Origin of the sequence: Microbacterium aquimaris (genome assembly GCF_039531285.1) — a bacterium.
Taxonomy (GTDB): domain Bacteria; phylum Actinomycetota; class Actinomycetes; order Actinomycetales; family Microbacteriaceae; genus Microbacterium; species Microbacterium aquimaris.
In genome coordinates, this window is sequence record NZ_BAAAPT010000001.1 from 1,432,085 (window position 1) to 1,451,051 (window position 18,967).

Below are 18,967 nucleotides of genomic sequence, written 5' to 3' on the forward strand. Positions count from 1 at the left end.
GGTTACGCGCGGAAGTACCGGCTCGCCGAGTCCGTGTAGAGCAGTAGCAGACCGATGACCGGCAGGACCGATCCGAAGATCGCCGCGAACAGGCCCTCGCCGTTGAAGATCCCGATGATCTCGAGGGCGATGTTGATGACGAACACGATCGTGGCCACGGTGCGTGCGGTGTTGTTGCCGCGCCAGAGTCCGACGCCGACGAGGAGCGTGATGATGCCCACGGCGAGGCTGATCCAGGCCAGCAGTGCCGACGGGGTGATCAGCAGCCCGCCGAGGATGCCGAAGATCGCGCCGATGATCTGGAAGAAGCCGATCAGCCAGGCGACGATCGCGACGAGGGTGACTCCGAGCGGACGGTTCATGACGAGACTCCTGGACGGTGGGGAACGGGTGCGATTCCACCGTAGTCGCCGCCGTGCGCACGACGGAGGGCCCGGGCGGATGCCCGGGCCCTCCGTGTGAAGGACCGATCAGCCCATCGCGTTGCGGCGGCGGATGACGAGCATCGCGACGCCGACCATCACCAGCATCACGCCGAGCACGATGCCGGCGGTCCACAAAGTCCCACCGGTGACGGCGAGGTCGCCGGTGGCGGTGACCTCCAGGTCGGCCGAAGCCAGCTCGGTGTCTCCGGAGTAGATGCGGATGGTGTGCTCACCCGGGTCGGTCGACGCCGGGATCGTGACGGTGGTGCGGAACGCGCCGGACGTGCCGGCTTCGACGCTCGTGAGCACCTGCGGTGTGGAGTGCAGTTCCACCCGCAGGCTGTCCCCCGGGGCGAAGCCCGCGCCGGACACGGTCACCGTGCCCCCGGCTTCGACCGACGAGGCGGACAGCGACACCGTCGCGGTGGAGTCTCCGCCGTCACCGCTGTCACCGCCGTCGCCCGAGTCTCCGCCGTCACCACCGTCGCCGCCGTCTCCGCCGTCTCCGGAGTCGTCGCCGGTGACCGACACGACACACGCGGCCGAGGTGGTCGACTGGCCCGATGCGTCGGTGACCACGGCGGTCAGCTCCACGTCGGTTCCGGCCTGGTCCTCGGTCGGCGCCCACGTGAAGGCGTACGGCGAGGTGGTGGTCGTCGCGACCGGCTCACCGTCGGCGTGCAGCGTGACCGAGCCGACCGCGAAGTCGTCGATCGCGCGCACCAGCGGGGAGATCTCCTCACCCGGATCGAGCTCGAGGCCCACGCCCGGGTCGATGATCGCACCGGTCGGCGCTTCGTCGACGACGGTTCCGACACCGGTCGGTGCGTCGCCGCCTTCTGCGGTCTCGACGACCGTCCCCACCGCGACCTCCGGCGCCTCGATGAGGAGCACGTTGCCGCCGGCGTTCGCGAACACGCGGCTGTCGTCGATGAACCCGCCGAAGCCGTGGGTGTAGACCACCCCGACGCCGTCGCCGACACCCGAGCCGGAGACGACCGTCCCGCTGACGTAGCCGAGCTGGCGGATGCCGGCATCGAGGTCGTTGGCCGGGTCGCCGTCGGCGCCGCGGCCGCCGTCGAACAGGATGCCGCCGGCCGCGTAGCCGGTCACGACACTGTCGCTGACGGTGACCTCGGTCTCGACGGTGCCTTCCCCGGCGCCCTGCAGATGGTTGGTCTTGACGATGCCCCACCCGTGCGGGCCGTCACCGGCGGTCACCGGTCCGACGATGCTCTCCGACACGCGACCTGCGGTGTTCAAGAACGCGATGCCGGCCTCGGCGGGGACCATGCCCGAGCTGACCGTCACACCCGAGATGTCGACGAACAGCTCGTTGGTGTCGGTCGATCCGAGCGACTGCCGCGAGATCGTGATCACGTTGCCGCCGCCGTCGCGCAGGAACGGGGTCGAGCCGGCGAGGGTCGACAAGCCCTGGTCGGGCATGATCGTCACCTTGTCGGCGCCGGCGCCCTTGATCTTCAGCGGCTTGGCGATCGTGAGACCGTTCATCGAGCCTTCGGCGACCGGAACCCGGGCGCTGTCGACCGGGATCGACGACTCCTCGTACGTTCCTTCGCACACCACGATGGTGTCCCACGGTGAGGCGTGGTCGACGGCGTCCTGGATGCTCGTGAAGCTCGCCTCCGGGCACTGCGCCCCGTCGTCGTCCACGACCCACGTCACGTTCGCGGCGGTGTCGGCCACCGTGTCGGGCAGGGACAGCTCGCCCGGCGTGATGTCGGTCTCGGTGAGGAACAGCGCCGGGTCGGGGCCCGAGGTGGGAGCGCCGTAGCCGGCCCCCGCGTTCGGCGTGGTGCCGTCGGACAGGATGAGCGGTGCGTCGGTGGCGGCTTCCTGGAAGCGCACGTCGGCGACCTGGATCGAACCCGACGACGGCATGCCCTCGCCGCCGAAGCGAAGCTCGAGTGCGGCCAGCGACGACACGTCGACGCCGTCGAACGCGGTCAGCGGCACCCGGATCTGCTCGAGCACGATGTGCGTGTAGCGGGTCTGGTCGCCGGTGGACATGTGCAGGGCGTTGCCCCAGCGCGGGTCGCCGGCCGCGACCGATGCCGACGCGCCGGTGGTGTCGGTCAGGACGATCTCGAAGTCCTGGGTCGACGCGGCGGGGTCCCACATGACGTCGGTCTTCGGGTCGTCCTCTTCGCGCGAGACCGCACCGGGGTTGCGCAGATCGAAGAAGTTGACATCGGCGTTCAGCGCGAGCGCGGTCATGCCGGAGACGTCTTTCGACGCGTCCGGGATCTGCGCCGTGAGCGTGGCCTGCTGGCCCTCTTCCCAGGCCAGCGCGAGCTGACGGCCGTAGGAGTGGTTGATCGGCGAGTTCTCGCGGGTGCCGTTCTGACCGCCGACCGCGTCGGCGTTCGGAAGCGGGCAGGCCTTCGCGGCCACCGGGTTGCCGTCGATTCCGAGCACGCCGGGCGCGAACTGGTCGGGCTCCGGGTTGCACCAGTCGATCCCGGCCTCCGGGGTCGGCTGCGGCTGCACGCCGCCGTCGGCGAGGTACGGGTTGGCGAATCCGGTGCCGGTGAGGGCTCCGCCCAGGGCGTTGAGGGTGAGCGGGTTCTCGATCTCGGGGCGGATGACGTCGATGCGCTCGTCGGCCGGGGCGAAGTACGTCGTCGACACACGCTCGGAGCAGTCGATCGCCAGGTCGCCCGGTGTGATGTCGGGGCAGGCCGAGGCGGGGATCTGCAGGTGGGAGTCGGTCGTGGACAGGGCACCGGTCATGTACGGCTCGAAGGCACCTTCACCGCCGACGTAGCGGCGGAAGAACGCGGCCATGGTCGCCTGGCCGAGCTTCTCCTGCGCGCCCATGAGGTCGGGGTCGGCGGAGATCTTGGTGTTGACCTCGGGGTTGAAGGTGTCGGTGTTGTCGATGACGTACGACGCGGGGTCGTACGAGGCGGCACCGCTCAGGCGCAGGTTGTTCTCCGAGACCCGGTCGTCGCGCGAAGGGCGGCTGTCGCCACAGGCGGCGTCGCCGCCGGTCGTGCCGTCCTGACCGTCGGCGAACCAGACGGTGTTGTACCAGTTGTGGTTCGCACCCAGGTGGGAGACCTGGATCGAGGGGAACGGGTTGTCGCCGTTAATGTACTGGCTGCGCTCGAACATCCGCGCGCCCTGCAGGTTCGACACGTCGCCGTCGCACCACGGGAGGATCGTCATGTACGGCGTGCCGTAGGGCGCCTTGCGCTCGTAGTCGACGGGGGCCAGGGAGATGACACCGCGCAGGGGGTAGCGCGGGCCGTCGGTGCGGGTGCGGTTGTAGTCGATGAAGCTCGTCACGGCGTCACCGCCGCGGGAGTGACCCATGAGGCCGATCCGCTCCATGTCGAGCGCGCCGGCGAGGGTCGCGCCGATGGTGGTGTGCTCGTCGACGGGCAGACCGCCCGGCTCGTTCGCGGCGCTGAGGGCGTCGAGGGTCGCGGCGATCAGCAGACGACGCTGGTGCATGCCCTTTCCGGCCCAGCCGTCCTGGCGCATCATCATCTGGTCCTGTGAGACCGAGAAGACGGTGTAGCCCCAGCTGGCGAGGTTTTCGCCGAGGTAGGCGTAGCCGGCCTCGTTGCGCTTGAACTCCTCACACGACAGGGTCGTCCGGTCCTGGCCCGAGTCGCACGAACTGTGGTTGCCGTGCACGAGCACGATCAGCGGCGACGGCTCGGTGCGGTCCGACGGCGCGTACAGGGCACCGCGGATCTCGATGGTCTCCGCGGCCTGCGCGGAGCCGGGCTCGGGGGCCTCGCCGCTGGAGTTGGGCTCCTGGAGCTCGACCGTGCCGAGCTTGGTCTCCTGGATGGTGCTCGGCGTGTACGGGCCATAGTCGAGCGGATCGGGGAGGCTGCCGACATCGAGGGCGGTGGCGACCGGGTCGACGGAGGTGATCACCCCCTCGGCCGGTGTGGCCGCGACCGCGGGAGCGGTCGGGAGCAGCAGTGCTGCGACGACGGGAACAGTGGCGAGCGCGCGCCAGCGCGCAGAGCCGGGAGCCTTCACGGCGGTCCTCTTCCTGCGAATCCAATGGGGGAAGCACCTTCGGTGGAGCACGATGGAGCAGGTCGGTGCGTCGGCCACGCTAGGGGTCGGATGTTTCAGCACCCCTCTCTTATGTTTCTCATAGGTAAAGCTTAGGATTTACCTAAGAAACTAAAACTGCGCTGTCCGTCGCGGACCGGCGGTCGGTGGCGGAGAGTTCTCATAGGAATCTCATCGGCGGCGTCCGAGGTCGATGGGGCAGAGTGGAGGGGTCGGCCCGGCGGCCGACGCCCCCACCCTCGCTGGAAGGTCCCGCATGTCCGACGACGCCCGCACCGACGCATTCGACGAACTCCTCTCCGCCCAGCCCTCCGGAGGCGGAGGTGGGCCCGAGGGGGGTAACTCCTTCACCGTCGCGTTCCGCGGCTACGAGCGCCGCGAGGTCGATGACGCGATCGCCGAGCTGTCGGCGCGGGTGGACCGCTACCAGAACGAGCTCGCCGCCACCGAGCAGTCCCGTCGTGACTCGCTCGATCAGATGCGCGCCGAGCAGCAGGCCGAGATCGAAAAGCTCGTCGCCGAGAACGCCGCCGCCCTCGACGCGCTGCGCACCGAGCAGCAGGAGACAAGGGCCCAGCTCGAGGCCGACCTCGCCGCCGCCACGGCACAGCTGGGCGAGGCTGAGACCAAGGTGACCGCGCTCACCGCCGAGCTTGCCGGCACCCCGATCGAAGAGGGCGTCGCGAACGACCGTGAGCAGTTCGAGGCGGTGCTGCGCGTGGCCGAAGAGCAGGCGAGCTTGCTGATCCGCAACGCCGCGTCGCAGGCGGAGCGTCTGCTCGAGGCCGCGCGCGAACAGGCCGAGAGCGTGCGGGCCGAAGCGAAGAAGGACGCCGCGACGATCGTCGAGAAGGCACAGCACGATTCCGACCAGAACCGGTTGCGCATCGACACCGAGTACACGGCGCACGAAGCGCGCATCGAACGCGAAGCCGCGCACGCCACCGAGAAGGTGCTGCAGGCCGAGCGTGAGGCGGAGACCATTCGGTCCGAGGCGGAGAAGGGCGCCGCAGCGCTTCGCGCGATGGTCACTCGGGAGACCACCGACATGCGCGCCGAGGCCGAAGCGGCCGTGCGCGAGATGAACGCGCGCGTGCTGGAGTTCGAAGAGACCCTCACCCGCCGTCAGGATGACGCCCAGCAGGAATTCCTCGTGCTCCACAATCAGGCGGTCTCCCACGCCGAGCGCATCACCTCCGATGCCAACGCCCAGGTCGCGGCGTCCCTCGAGCACGCCCAGCGCATCTCGAACAAGGCCGAGGACTACGAGCGGCTCATGCGCGCTCAGGCGCAGCAGATCGAGGCGGATGCGCGGGTCAAGGCCCAGCAGACGATCGACCGGGCACGTGAGAAGGCCCAGAAGATCGTCGACACCGTCACCGGGCACAGCAACGACGTGTTGCGCGATGCCGAGGACCGCACCCGTCAGTTGCGCTGGCAGCAGCAGCAGATGACGAGCTTCATGGCCGAGGTGCGTGAGCTCATCCGCCCCGACGGCCTCGCCGCCGCCTCGAGTTCGAGCGAGACCAGCTCGGGTTCGACTGACGCGCCCACCGCCGAGCAGGCCGCGGCCGAGCAGCAGGGGCAACCGAGTGAGACCGAAGAGGTGGTGGAGGCCGACGAAGCGGCGGTCGCCGACGAGGCGGCGGTCGCCGACGAGGTCTCCCCCGACGGATCGGAGACCGAGGACCGGTCCTGACGCCTGCGACCGGTACGTCGCGCACGTCGGGGGTGTCACTTCCCGCACGTATGAGAGCGCTCACGTCAGACGGTGTTTACAGACGCGTCATCTGCGGCCACTATACAGAGAACGCCTCCGACCACCCGGCCGGGGGTCACGTTCGAGCATTGCGTCGAATTTGGGGATAACCGCGAGCTCGCTGTCATCGGGAGTACCTCCATGCAGCAGCGCCGTCTTCCCGCGCGCCCACGAAAGGCCCTTGTCGGAATCACCATCGTCGCCGGACTCCTCGCGGGTCTGCTCGGTGCCTCGCCTGCGTGGGCGGACACCCCGGCGTCTGTGGCCGCGCCACCCGGCGGAGGTTCTGCGCCGAGCACCGCGGACGGCGAGGGAGACTCCCCGGCCGACCCCGGCTCGGGAAGCGACGCCGGTGATGACGACGGCTCGGCGACCATCGGTCTGCCCGGCGGGGACACCTCCGGCGATGACTCCGATGCGGGAGGGGTGGCAGTCGGGGGATTCCCCGCGCTCGAGGCCATGGTGGACGCGCCCGAGAGTGTCGCCTGGGACCAGACGGCGACGGTGATCATCACGATCCGGTCCACCGGTGCCACCACACCACAGATGGTCAGTATCGCGCAGGCCGTCGCCGACGAGGGGGTATGGGACGTGACGGCGTGCGCGGACAGGATGATCGAGCCCGTCCGGTCCCTTTCTTGCACGACGACGTATACGCCCGACGCGACCTCGTCGGTCGCCTCGGTGCGGTTGACCGCGACGGTCGTCGGGATCGACCCCGACGGCAACACCGTCACCTCCTCCGATGCGGCGGACATCGAGATCGAGCGCGTCGTCCGCACCGTCGGCGTCACCGAACATCCGGCCGCGCAGGTGGCTTCGTGGACGTACCCGCTGACGTTCCGCGTCGACGGGGTGAACGTCGTCTTCGACGGCGCCACCACCGCGTGGGTGGTCGTGGAGGCCGCCGGTCACCAGCGGAACACCCCGGCGACATGCTCCCCCTCGAACGGAGGAACATCCCTCGATTGCACCTTCGACCTCGAGATCGAGCAGACCGAGCTGGATGCGCGCGACTTCACCCTCGCATACATCGTGCATGAGCCGTCGTTCTCAGCGACCCCCGTCACGGCGGGAACCTCTTCCCACCGGGTCGAGACCGTGCCGGGCATCATCCTGCGGGCAGACGGGATGGACCCGGTGCGGGTATCCGCCGGGGACACGGTGACCCAAGGCTGGACGATCGACGTCAACGGCGGCGTCTCGATCACTGCGGCACGTCTGGCCGCCGGGGGGGAGTGTCCTGCGGGGGAGTACGGCCCCGGAAGCCTCGTGTTCTGCTCGACATCGCACATCGTCACCCAGGCCGACCTCGATGCGGGGTTCGTACCCGTGTCGACCTCGGCGCACGCCGACACCTCCGCCTACGGACCGGTCGCGTCGGCATCCGTCGCCGCGCAGCGCCCGCTGGCACAGGATCCTTCCCTGACGGTCACTCCCGTCGTCGCCGAACCGGTCGAGAAGGCACTCGGCGAGACCGTCGCATTCGACTGGACGCTGACGAACACCGGCAACGTGACCCTCGTGGATGTGCGAGGCGGTGACGCCACCTGCAGCGCCGACGCGCTCGCCCCCGGCGAGGCGATCACCTGTACGACGCACGAGACGCTCACCCAGGCTCAGCTGGACGCCGGTGTGGTCGCGACGACTGCGTCCGGCTCGGCCACCGGACCAGGCTCCACAGAGGTCTTGGCCGACCCGGCACGCGGGGAACGCGCGCTCCTCGTCGCCCCCGGGCTCACCCTCTCGGGTGGATCGTTCGCGGCAGCCGTGCCGTCGGCGGGAGAGACCGTCACGCTGAGCTGGACGGCGACGAACACCGGCGACCAGACGCTCCGGTCGGTGCGACTCGGCGATATCGCCTGCAGCGACGGGTCGATCGCCCCCGGGGGAAGCGTCACCTGCACGGTCGACGCCTCCCTGACGCAGGAGGACATCGACGCCGGCTCCCTCACGTCGGCGCGCACCGTGACGGCGCGTGCACCCGGCGACGTCGAGATCACGTCGAACGAGGCCACCGCGACGGTGCTGCTCGATCACGCACCCGAGGTGGCCCTGATCGCCCCCGAGCTCGACCCGCTCCTCGCCGCCGCCGGTGACGTCGTGGTCGTGCCGTGGACGCTCACGAACGTCGGGAACGTCACGGTGACCGCTGCGGCGGTCGATGGCGTCACCTGCTCGCCGTCGTCCCTCGCCCCCGGCCGATCCGCGACCTGCGACATCGAGCATGTGCTCTCGCAGGAACAGGTCGACGCCGGTGTCGTCCGGGCCGACGCCGTCGGGTCGGCTGTCGCGCCGCGCGGATCCGAGCTCTCCGCGCCCGCCTCGACGACGGTCACGATCGTGGCCGTGCCCGCCCTGGCGCTGGCCGTCGAGGTGGTCTCGGATGCGCCGCGTGAGCCCGGGGATCCCGTGCGCGCATCGGTGGAGATCGGCAACACCGGCACCGTGACGCTGGTCGACCTGACGGTCGTCGTGGGGGATGGGGTGCCGTTCCAGGTGGAGGGCTGCGATCGCGACACATCGACGCTCGCGCCGGGAGCGACCACGGTGTGCAGCGTGTCCTATGTGACCGGTGCGGCCGACCTCACCGGCTCCCCGCTCGTCGCCTCGCTCGCCGTGAGTGGCACGACCGCGATCGCATTCGAGACGGTCATCACGGAGACCACGTTCGATGTGGACACCGTCGAGTATGTCGCACCCGTTCCCGAGGCCCCCGCCACGGCATCCGGTACGCCGGACCCCGGTGCGTCTGCGGCGCTTGCCGCCACGGGGCAGAGTCCGGCGCTCGGTGTCGTGGTCGCCGCGCTGGGGCTGATGGCCGTCGGCGTCGCGATGGCGACGCGTCGCCGCGTGCGGGGGTAGTCGGCTCGGCGCCCACACGAGCGGGGATCGTCTCCGACATTCCGCGGCGCGGCGAGCGCCTGACGGTGTGTCGGGATGATCCCCGCGGGTGTGTTCGGGTGGGTCCGGTCAGGGGCGGCCCATGCCGTGGTAGGTGAAGCCGGCGTTTCGCCAGGCGGTGGCGTCGAGGCAGTTGCGGCCGTCGACGACGATCTTGCCGGTCACGAGGGTGGCGGCGTGGGCGGGGTCGAGTTCGCGGCGCCATTCGTCCCATTCGGTGACGACGATGACGGCGTCGGCGCCGGTGAGGGCTTGGTCGCGGTCTTCGACGTAGGTGAGCTGGGGGTGGATGCGGCGGGCGTTCTCGATCGCGGCGGGGTCGGTGACGGTGACGTTCGCGCCGAGGCCGTGCAGGCGCACGGCGACGTCGAGGGCGGGGGAGTCGCGGATGTCGTCGGAGTGGGGTTTGAAAGCGGCGCCGAGGACGGTGATGTTCTTGTCGTAGGCGGTGCCGCCCAGGGCGGTGACGGTCAGGTCGACGGCGCGGTCGCGGCGGCGGAGGTTGATCGCGTCGATTTCGCGGAGGAACGCGACCGATTCGCCCTTGCCGAGTTCTTCGGCGCGGGCACTGAACGCGCGGATGTCTTTGGGGAGGCAGCCGCCGCCGAAGCCGATGCCGGCGCCGAGGAACTTCCGTCCGATGCGGGCGTCGTGGCCGATCGCGTCGGCGAGGGTGGTGACGTCGGCGCCGGTGACTTCGGCGATCTCGGCCATGGCGTTGATGAAGCTGATCTTCGTGGCCAGGAACGCGTTGGCGGAGACCTTGACTAGCTCGGCGGTGGCGTAGTCGGTGACGATGAACGGCGTGTCTTTGGCCACGGCGGTGTGGTAGACCTCGCGGAGCACGTCGGCGCAACGTTCCCCCTCGACGGTGGGGTGACCGTCCTGGGAGGGGACACCGGCGACGAGCCGGTCGGGGTCGACGGTGTCTTGCACGGCCCACCCCTCGCGGAGGAACTCCGGGTTCCACACCAGCGTCGCCCCGGTCTCGGCGACACGCGGTGCGAGGTTCGCGGCGGTGCCCACCGGCACGGTCGACTTCCCTGCGACCAGGTCACCTTCGGAGAGGTAGGGCAGGAGCCCGTCGACGGCGGCGTTGACGTAGGTCAGGTCGGCGGCGTATCCACCGGCCTGCTGCGGGGTGCCGACGCCGATGAAGTGGACCTTCGCCCCCTTTGCGGCGGACATGTCGGTCGTGAACGACAGCCGTCCCGACGCGATCCCCTCGGTGAGGATCTCCTGCAACCCCGGCTCGAAGAACGGCGCATCACCCTTCGACAACGACGCGATCTTCCGCTCATCGACATCGATCCCGACCACCTCGTGGCCGATCGAGGCCATCGCCGCGGCATGCACCGCACCCAGGTACCCGCACCCGATCACCGAAAGACGCATGAAACCCCCATAAGAGAAGCCCGCAGAGAAGACAGACACTCCGTCCTACCAGACAGAGGTTTCTACTCTGTCACGACTGCGGCGCCCCTTTCGCCCGACGCGCGCCGGACGGCACCCCCGGCGGAGCGCCACCGAGTGTCAATAACCGCACGGAAATCGTCAGATTCCGCGGCGAGCCGCCCCTTCGCTTCGCGGTTTCCTACCGTCACTGGTGGCGAAGTGCGCCCGCCGCCGGAACCCGAACCCCGACGGTGGTCGAACGACGATGATCGAACCGTGATGACGCGCTCCGCCGGCATACACATCCGCACCTGGGGAGGGTGTTCTCTGTCGTCATGACATGGCGGCAGAGGTGTTCGGCGTGCGCCGACATCGCCGTCCTCCGTGCCGACTTTGGGGGAGTTCCGTGTCAATTTCTGTCAGTCCAGTCCGATCGTGGGGGCGAGGGGCGCTCGCCGTCCTGGCCGCGTTCGCCATGGCTCTCGTCACGCTCGTGGCGTTCCCGGTCGCAGCGTCGGCGGCGGGGGTCAACCCGGATATCGTCGTGGGCGACGTCTCAATCCACCCCGACGACGCCCAACTGACGGTCGGGGACACGATCGAAGTCTCGGGGACCTGGGATGCTTCGACGGCGAACCCGCAGCCGGGAGACGTCTTCACGATCGGTCTGCCGGATGTGTTCGCGTTCGCCGAGCCCGTGCCGTTCGCGCTGCTCGGTGGCGACGGGACAGAGTGGGGGAGCTGCCTCACCGACCCTGACACGGCGGTGGCCACATGTACGCTCTCCGACGCGGTCCTGGAACGGCCGGAAGAAGTCAAGGGCGAGTGGGAGTTCGAACTCAGCGTCGTGCAGGCCACGACCGCCGAGACGGTCACCTTCGACCTCAACGGCACGCCGACCGTCGTCGACCTGCCGGGAGAAGGCGGCATCGACGACGGGATCGATTTGCCCGGTGAGGTGTCGAAGTCGGGTGTCATGAACGCCAACAACTGGTCCATGACATGGACCATCGACATCCCCGGGGCCAACATGGCCGGCCAGAGTAGCGTCACCGTGCACGACGCCCTCGGTGAGGGCCACGAGCTGTGCGATCCCACGGAGCTGACCGTGCAGACGGTGCGGGGCAGCGCGGTCGTCGACGTGACCGATCTTGTGACGACGGCTCCGGCGCCGGGTGCGACCGAGTTCGATATCGTCCTCACCGCACCGGCCGAGGGCTTCCGCGACGACGTCATCTACCGCGTGACCTACGAGACGTGCACCCCCGGCGAGCGGATCGACCCGGAGGGAACCACCTACGTCAACGAGGCCCAGGTCGAAGGGTGGGGCGACGCGGGCGTCGGCATCGGCACGGTGACCAACCGCCCGTGGCTCACCGACCTCTCGAAGTCGGGCTCGGTACGCGGCGGCGACGACCGCAACGCCGTGATCGCGTGGACGGTCAGCATCCCCGGTGAGCAGCTGGACGGTGACAGCGGCTTCACCCTCTCCGACACCCTCGGCGAGGGACACGAACTGTGCACCGACACGATCAGCGGCATCCGGGTCGTGGAACGGTACGGGCCCAGTTCCGAGGATCAGCGGAACATCACCTCGCTCCTGGAGGCCACGACGCTCTCGTCGTCGGAGCAGGCGTTCGAGGTCCGATTCGACATCGACGATCCGGGGTTCGCGTTCGAGGGTGGCGACCACCGCTACATCGTGACCTATGAGACGTGCGTCACCTCCGAGGAACTCCCCGACGGCGGCACGGTCTACGCGAACACCGTCGAGGTGGACGGCGAGACCGCCGGGGCCGAGGCGAAGGTCCCGGGACGCTCGCAGGGAAAGTCCGGGTCGATCAACACCGCGGTGGTGACCATCGACGGTGTCGAGTACATGCCGCAGACGACCCTCGACTGGAGCATCCGCATCCCCGGCGAGCGCATCGAGGGCATCGTCGGTGAGCTGACCCTGTCCGACACGCTGTCGGAGACACAGACCGTGTGCGCCGCCGGAGAGTCCTCCGAGGGGCTGGCCTCGCGCCTCGACCTGTCGGTGCGTGCGATCGACCAGATCTCCGGCGGTGGCCTGGCGACCGTGGACCTCACCGATGTCACCGAGGTGGCCGTCGAGGGCGACGAGATCACGTTCGACATCGCCGCGACCGACCTGCCCACTCCGGACGGCGGTGAGAGCGATGGATTCAGCCGTGAGTACCAGTACGTGCTCGAGTACACGACCTGCACCACCAGCGGCGGGATGGACGCGCCGGGAACGGTGTACGACAACGACGTGGTCGGCTCGGGCATCGCGTTCCGCAACAGCATCAGCCAGGAGAACTCGGCGGGCGGCACCGGGCAGGGCGTCACCCGCGGGTCGGTCTCGATCGAGAAGGTCCTCGCTGACACCCCGGGTGCGGCGTTCGTGCCGGATGATGCGACGTTCACCGTGCACGTGGCCGAAATCGATCCGACCGGCACCACCCAGGCCGAATACGACCTGTCGGTGCCGGTGAACGGTGACCCGGTGAGCGGATTCAACGCCCGCGGCACCGGGTGGACGGTCGAGCTGACCGAGCCGACGTTCCCCGAGATCCCGGGGGTCACCTTCGGTACGCCGTCGTTCGCGAGTGCGCCCGGTGTGTCGGTGAGCGATGACGGCACGGTGGCGACCGCGGAGATCACCCCGGGTGCGAACGTCGCGGTCACCCTTGAGAACGAGGCCCTCCTCGGATCGATGCACGTCGTGAAGGAGCTCACCGGTGCCGCGGCGTCGGAGGTCGACCCTGACCGCGAGTACGAGATGACCGTATCGATCGACACCAGTGCCCTCGGCGACACGGTGCCCGAGCAGGACGACCGCACGTTCGACCTCAAGGCCGGCGAAGAGAAGACCCTCGAAGACCTCCCGATCGGTTCGGTGGTGACGGTCACGGAGGTGCGTCCGACCGATGACGACCGTTTCACCTGGGCCGCACCGGTCGTCTCGCCCGAGAGCGTGGAGATCACCGCGGCACATGCCACCGACCCGGCTGTCGTGACGGTGACCAACACCGTGGAGCGCACCGTCGGCACGTTCTCCGTGGTCAAGTCGATCACCGGGGAGCAGGCCGCGAACGACGCGGTTCCCGACTCGGTCACCGTCGAGGCGTCGTGGAGTGAAGAAGGCTCGCCCGGCTCGGCGACGCTGACCGTCCCCACCGACGGCACGCCCGTCCCGCTCGGGGAGGACCTGCTGATCGGCACGGAGGTGACCCTGGCCGAGGCACCTCTCGAGGATGGGGCCTCCATCGCGTGGGGTGCCCCGGTGTGGTCCGGTGACGGTGTCCGTGTCGAGGGGGAATCCGCCGTAGTCACGGTGGGGCGTGATGATGACGCGACCGTGACCCTCGAGAACCACGCAGCCACTTCCACCGCCGGGATCAGCATCCTCAAGGGCATCGCCGGAGAAGCGGAGGGTGAGGTCGACCCGTCGACCGAGTTCCCGGTGACGGCGACCTGGACCGACGCGTCCGGCGACCTTCAGACACGGGAGGTGTCGATCAACGCCGTCGACCCGACACCGCTGGGGGTGGACCTTCCCGCAGGGACCGTGATCACCCTCACCGAGGGTCAGGCGCCGGCGATCGACACCGTCGTGTGGGGTGATGTCGTCATCTCCGGTGACGAGGTGACCGATGGCGGTGACGGCTCCGCGACGGTGGTCGTCTCCGACCAGCAGGGGGAGGTGACCTTGGTGAGCGTGGTCAACGAGGCCACGTGGGCTCCCGGTACGTTCTCGGTCGCGAAGAGCGTGACCGGTGTGCCGTTGACCGACCCTGACGTTCCGGACGCGGTGGCCGTCGTCGCCACCTGGTTCCAGAACGGCGACGAGCACACGACCTCGTTCGAGGTTCCCGTCGACGGGACGGTCGTCGAGTTCCCGCAGGCGCTGCCCCACGGCACGGAAGTGACCCTGGTGGAACAGGCCCCGCAGGACAGCGCGCGCTTCACCTGGGCGACACCGACCTGGTCGGGTGATGTGGTGACCGACGGCTCAGGTTCGGCCGTGGTGACGATCGGCGCGGCGACGGTCGCGGAGGTCGACCTCGAGAACACCGTCCTCGCCTCGCTGGGCACGCTCACGCTCACGAAGTCGGTGACCGGTGACGGTGCCGATGCGGCGTCGAACGTGACGTTCCCGGTGACCCTGTCGTGGACGGACCTGTTCGGTGACTCTCAGAGCCGCGACGTCGAGATCCGCGCCGGTGAATCGGTGGCGATCGATGACCTGCCGATCGGGGTCGAGGTGACCGTCGAAGAGCACGACGCGGCGCTTCCGTCGGGTGTCCGCTGGGATGCGGCGACGTGGGCGGCGGAGTCCGACGATGTCACGGTCTCGACTGATTCCGGCAGCGCCGTGGCGGTCGTCATGATCACCGGCGATCCCGGGACGGCGGTCGAGGTGTCGCTGGAGAACGAGATCGGTGAGGTGCCCGACCTCGCCCTCACCGGTGCCGGCGCCGTGAGTGGCCTGGTGATCGGCGCGGCGCTGTTCTTGATCGTCGCGGGACTGCTGCTTCGGCGGCGGCGCAGCGCGATCGAGTAAGGCGCTCGAGGAGGTGAGGCACGCGGTCGGGTGGTGCACCCCCCGACCGCGCGCCTCTGCGGGTGACGGGTTTACGCCACCCGCACCGCGCGCAGCACCACGTCTTCGACGTGGTTGTGACTGACCGCTCCCGCCGGGCGCGGTCGCGTCTCGTGCACCTCGACCCGCCATCCGCCCTCGGCATCCAGCGCGGTCGCGACCTCGGCGACACCGACGTACGCCTCGGGGTCGAACGCGCGAGTGGTCTCGGCCGGATCGATCTTCTCCCGCGTCCAGGCGAGGTCGTGTGCGACCACGAGCAGCGTCCCGCCGGGGGCGACCGCGTCGAGCAGGCTGTGCAGGCCCCGACCCTCCGGTGTGCGGGGGAACGACCCGTACTGCAGCGAGACGAGGTCGAAGCGCTCATCCCCGTATGGGCGGATGCTGTTGGCGTCGGAGTGCAGCGTCCGCACCGTCAGCCCGCGACGCTCGGCCTCGTCGTCCACGCGACGCAACGCCGCCGAGGACACATCGGATGCCGTGACGGTCCAGCCGTGCTCGGCGAGCCACAGCGCGTCGGCGCCTTCGCCGGTGCCGACGTCGAGGGCACGGCCGGGTGTGAGCCCGGTCGCTTCGGCCACGAGGGATCCGTTGGGGTTCCCGCTCCACATGCGCTCTTCGGTGTAGCGGGCATCCCAGTCGTCTTCGCCGGCCGACGGGCGGGTGCCGGCGGCGAGGTCTTCGTTGCCGAGGCTGAAGGCGATGTGTGCGCCGACCATGCTGCCGTTCGCCGCGGCCTGGAGCACTTGCATGCTGGGGTCCACGACGTTGCCGGCCGCGTAGACACCCTCGACCGCGGTGGCTCCGGTCGCGTCGGCGGCGAGGGTCTCACCCAGGCCGCTCGGGTGGGCGGTGGCCGTCAACCCCAGACCGGTGAGCATGTCGACGCGGGCATGGAAACGCGACCCGACCAGCACGGCGTCGGCGGGAAGCCGGGTGCCGTCGTCGAGGTCGATGCCGAGGGCGCCGTCGGCGTCGACGATGCGCTGTACGGTCGCCTCGACGACGGGCACGCCGGATGCGCCGAGCGCTCGCAGCGCATCGGCGTCGACTCCCGCGGCGTCGTGGAGCACGACGGTGAGCCGGTCGGTGAGGTGACGCAGCAGCGGTGTCGGATGCAGCCCCATCGGTGTGGTGACGATCTGCACGACCCGCTGGTCGCGCACCTCCCACCCGTGGCAGAACGGGCAGTGGATGACCTCGTGCCCCCACCGTTCACGCAGGCCCTCGACGGCGGGCAACTCGTCGGTGATGCCGGAGGCGACCAGCACGCGCCGCGCGAGCAGGGAGCTGCCACCGGTGAGGTCGACTCGGAACCGGTCACCCTCGCGGTGCACATCGAGGACCCGGCCGGTCAGCACCTCGCCACCGTACGAGCGAACCTCTTCTCGCCCGATCGCGCGCAGGTCGTCGGGCGGGGTGCCCTCGCGTCCGAGGTAGCCGTGCATGTGCTCGGCGGGGGCGTTGCGGGGTGTCGCGTCGTCGACGACGATCACCGAGCGACGTTGGCGGGTGAGTTGCAGGGCCGCCGCGAGGCCCGCGGCCGATCCGCCGATGACGGCGACGTCGACGCGTCTGCTCAGCGTCGGCCCGTGCTGATGGTCGTGCGTGTGGCTCGTGTCGTGCGTGTGGCTCGTGTCGTCGTGGTGGCCCATGCGGACAGCGTAAGCAGGTCTGGCGGTAACAGGATGCGCACTTGCATAATTCGCAAGATCTGATCATGATGGACCCATGGCGACCTCCGATGTCGAACAGCTCGCGCGCGTTCGGTTGCGCAGCATCCGGACCACCCTCGGCTACTCCCTCGACGAGATCGCCGAGCGCAGCAATCTGAGCGCGTCGACGATCAGCCGGATGGAGACCGGCAAGCGGAGCCTGAGCCTGGATGTTCTGGTACCGCTGGCCGAGGCGCTCCAGGTGAGTCTGGATGCGCTGTTCCACGCCGACGACGATGACGATGTCGTGATCCGTCCCACCCAGCATCGCTCGGGTGGGCGTACGACGTGGGCGCTGAACCGTGTCGACGGGCGCACCATGGCGATGAAACTGCGGCTGGAACCCGAAGCCGATCTGCCCGCACCCCGCGTGCATCCCGGCTACGACTGGTTCCTCGTGCTCGAGGGGCGTGTACTCCTCCAGCTGGGGGAGCGGAGGATCGAGGTGGCTCAGGGCGAGGCGGCGGAATTCTCCACGATGACCCCGCACGCCATGGCGGCGATCGACGCCGCCGCCGAGCTCATCATGGTCTTCGACCGCGAAGGCCAGCGCGCCCACCTCCACCGCTGATCGCGCCCGGGACCCCCCGTCCCCCTCGCTCCGCAGTCACGATCTGCAACGCACTTCCGTTCCGCAGTCACGAACCGCGGGTTCGCGGATGACGGACCCGCAGTTCACGACCGCGGGTGCATGCGCGTGGGACCCGCAGCTGTCGGCTGTGGAGCGCGGAGGTTCGTCACGACCTGCGGCGTCACTCGTATCCGCGGTCACGAATCGCGGGTTCGCGGATGTGGGACCCGCAGCTTCCGACTGCGGAGCGGAGGTGTTCGGTGCGGTGCGGGGCGCGGGCGGGTCAGTCCTTGTCGTCGATCGTGGCTTCTTCGGCGGCCTCCATGGCCGCCTCGCCCTCCTCGGGTGACTCCGATCCGGCTCCGCGCGAGCCCTCGTGGGTGCCGGGGGCGGCGCTGTGGTCGTCGTGGGGGTGGTTCGACTCGTCCGTGCTCATGGCGGCCTCCTTCTCGTCGTGGCTTCGATGTCCACTCAAGTCCGTGGCGGCCGCCCGGCGCGAGGGGTTGCGGATGCGGGCGGAGCGTGATCGGCGTCGCCCGGGAGCTTCTAGGCTGGTCGGCGTGACAGAGATCCTGGGTGAACAGTTCGTGCTCGATGACGGCACGGTGCGGGTCGAAGCCAGCGCATTGGCCGCCGTGCTGCGCGAGGTGAGGGTGCGCGGCGTCCGCATTACCGAGACCGTCGGCACCGATGCGTTGCCCTCTCACGGGTGCGGCATCGTCCTGTCGCCGTGGCCGAACCGGGTCGCGGATGCCCGCTGGCAGCTCGACGGGAAGACCCAGCAGCTCGATGTGACCGATGTGGCCCGCGGCGGCGCCATCCACGGGCTCCTCCGCAACACCGCCTACACGCTGCGACACCGCAGCGACGAGGTCTTGAGTCTGGGGGCGACGATCCACCCGCAGCACGGGTGGCCGTTCCTGTTGGAGACGTCGGTGACCTATGCGCTCGAGGACGACGGCTTCTCGGTGACCCACGGCGTCCGCAACCGGTCGGATGCACCGGCCCCATGGGCGGTCGGTGCGCACCCGTACTTCCGGGTCGGCGAGGTACCGACCGACGACCTGACCCTCCACGTCGATGCCGGGGTGAGGCTCGAACTCGATGAGCGGCTGAATCCCGTCGCAGAGCGGGAGGTCACGCCGGGCGAGTTCGACCTGCGGCAGGGGCGTTCTCTCGCCGGGGCCGACCTGAACGTCGCGTACGGGATGCTCGCGAACCGGGATGAGCCGGGCGAGATCGCGCGCCTGGAGGCTCCCGACGGGTCGGCGACGCAGGTTTGGGCTGATCCGGAGTTCCGTTGGTTGCAGGTGTTCACACCCGACGACTTCCCCGGCGAGAGCGGTGTCGGTCGGGCCGTGGCACTGGAGCCGATGTCGGCGCCGCCGAACGCTCTGAACTCCGGCATCGACCTGATCTGGCTCGAGCCGGGGGAACGCCGCGAGCTCACGTGGGGTGCCCGCCACCTCCCGGCGGCGTAGTCGCGGAGCACCGGGCTTCCCGTTCGTCGACCGCCGTTCACCGGAC

Annotated in this window: 10 protein-coding genes; 5 read left to right on the top strand and 5 right to left on the bottom strand. The window is 69.6% G+C overall.

Annotation, left to right across the window (positions count from 1 at the left end; all coding sequences use genetic code 11):
- Positions 1–2 precede the first annotated feature (2 nt).
- Complete coding sequence (locus ABD204_RS06670; protein ID WP_194423863.1) at positions 3–362, bottom strand: hypothetical protein; 360 nt, start codon at positions 360–362, stop codon at positions 3–5.
- 108 nt (positions 363–470) lie between these two features.
- Entirely contained in the window at positions 471–4,448 is a 3,978-nt protein-coding gene (locus ABD204_RS06675) for an Ig-like domain-containing protein (protein WP_206697149.1), read from the bottom strand.
- Positions 4,449–4,743: 295 nt separating this feature from the next.
- On the opposite strand from ABD204_RS06675, the gene ABD204_RS06680 reads away from it, so the two are divergent.
- Together ABD204_RS06680 and ABD204_RS06685 are read left to right on the top strand one after the other, a co-directional pair.
- Positions 4,744–6,186: a coiled-coil domain-containing protein gene (locus ABD204_RS06680; protein WP_194423864.1), complete on the top strand. Its 1,443-nt coding sequence runs from the start codon at positions 4,744–4,746 to the stop codon at positions 6,184–6,186.
- A gap of 201 nt (positions 6,187–6,387) precedes the next feature.
- Positions 6,388–9,111 carry a DUF7507 domain-containing protein gene (locus ABD204_RS06685; RefSeq protein WP_194423865.1) on the top strand — a complete coding sequence of 908 codons (2,724 nt, stop codon included), beginning with the start codon at positions 6,388–6,390 and terminating at the stop codon, positions 9,109–9,111.
- Between the two features lie 108 nt (positions 9,112–9,219).
- On the opposite strand, the gene ABD204_RS06690 is transcribed toward ABD204_RS06685, so the two are convergent.
- On the bottom strand, positions 9,220–10,545 hold the full coding sequence (locus ABD204_RS06690; protein WP_194423866.1) for a UDP-glucose dehydrogenase family protein: 1,326 nt from the start codon (positions 10,543–10,545) through the stop codon (positions 9,220–9,222).
- Positions 10,546–11,020: 475 nt separating this feature from the next.
- On the opposite strand from ABD204_RS06690, the gene ABD204_RS06695 reads away from it, so the two are divergent.
- Complete coding sequence (locus tag ABD204_RS06695) at positions 11,021–15,115, top strand: DUF5979 domain-containing protein (RefSeq protein ID WP_194423867.1); 4,095 nt, start codon at positions 11,021–11,023, stop codon at positions 15,113–15,115.
- A 71-nt stretch (positions 15,116–15,186) separates the two neighbouring features.
- On the opposite strand, the gene ABD204_RS06700 is transcribed toward ABD204_RS06695, so the two are convergent.
- Positions 15,187–16,809, bottom strand: a complete 1,623-nt coding sequence (locus tag ABD204_RS06700) for a bifunctional NAD(P)/FAD-dependent oxidoreductase/class I SAM-dependent methyltransferase (RefSeq protein WP_194423868.1) — start codon at positions 16,807–16,809, stop codon at positions 15,187–15,189.
- Positions 16,810–16,885: 76 nt separating this feature from the next.
- Between ABD204_RS06700 and ABD204_RS06705 the strand changes: the two genes are divergently transcribed.
- The gene (locus ABD204_RS06705; RefSeq protein ID WP_194423869.1) at positions 16,886–17,440 is read left to right on the top strand and encodes a helix-turn-helix transcriptional regulator; all 555 of its coding nucleotides are present in this window, start codon (positions 16,886–16,888) and stop codon (positions 17,438–17,440) included.
- Between the two features lie 283 nt (positions 17,441–17,723).
- Here ABD204_RS06705 and ABD204_RS06710 read toward each other — a convergent pair whose 3' ends face one another.
- Positions 17,724–17,876 carry a hypothetical protein gene (locus ABD204_RS06710; RefSeq protein ID WP_194423870.1) on the bottom strand — a complete coding sequence of 51 codons (153 nt, stop codon included), beginning with the start codon at positions 17,874–17,876 and terminating at the stop codon, positions 17,724–17,726.
- A gap of 124 nt (positions 17,877–18,000) precedes the next feature.
- On the opposite strand from ABD204_RS06710, the gene ABD204_RS06715 reads away from it, so the two are divergent.
- The gene (locus tag ABD204_RS06715; RefSeq protein WP_194423871.1) at positions 18,001–18,921 is read left to right on the top strand and encodes an aldose 1-epimerase family protein; all 921 of its coding nucleotides are present in this window, start codon (positions 18,001–18,003) and stop codon (positions 18,919–18,921) included.
- Positions 18,922–18,967 lie beyond the last annotated feature (46 nt).

Excerpts from the sequence above, each read along its gene's own strand:
- ABD204_RS06670 (WP_194423863.1), bottom strand. The coding sequence starts at position 362 with ATGAACCGTCCGCTCGGAGTCACCCTCGTCGCGATCGTCGCCTGGCTG.
- ABD204_RS06680 (WP_194423864.1), top strand. The coding sequence starts at position 4,744 with ATGTCCGACGACGCCCGCACCGACGCATTCGACGAACTCCTCTCCGCC.
- ABD204_RS06685 (WP_194423865.1), top strand. The coding sequence starts at position 6,388 with ATGCAGCAGCGCCGTCTTCCCGCGCGCCCACGAAAGGCCCTTGTCGGA.
- ABD204_RS06690 (WP_194423866.1), bottom strand. The coding sequence starts at position 10,545 with ATGCGTCTTTCGGTGATCGGGTGCGGGTACCTGGGTGCGGTGCATGCC.
- ABD204_RS06695 (WP_194423867.1), top strand. The coding sequence starts at position 11,021 with ATGGCTCTCGTCACGCTCGTGGCGTTCCCGGTCGCAGCGTCGGCGGCG.
- ABD204_RS06700 (WP_194423868.1), bottom strand. The coding sequence starts at position 16,809 with ATGGGCCACCACGACGACACGAGCCACACGCACGACACGAGCCACACG.
- ABD204_RS06705 (WP_194423869.1), top strand. The coding sequence starts at position 16,886 with ATGGCGACCTCCGATGTCGAACAGCTCGCGCGCGTTCGGTTGCGCAGC.
- ABD204_RS06710 (WP_194423870.1), bottom strand. The coding sequence starts at position 17,876 with ATGAGCACGGACGAGTCGAACCACCCCCACGACGACCACAGCGCCGCC.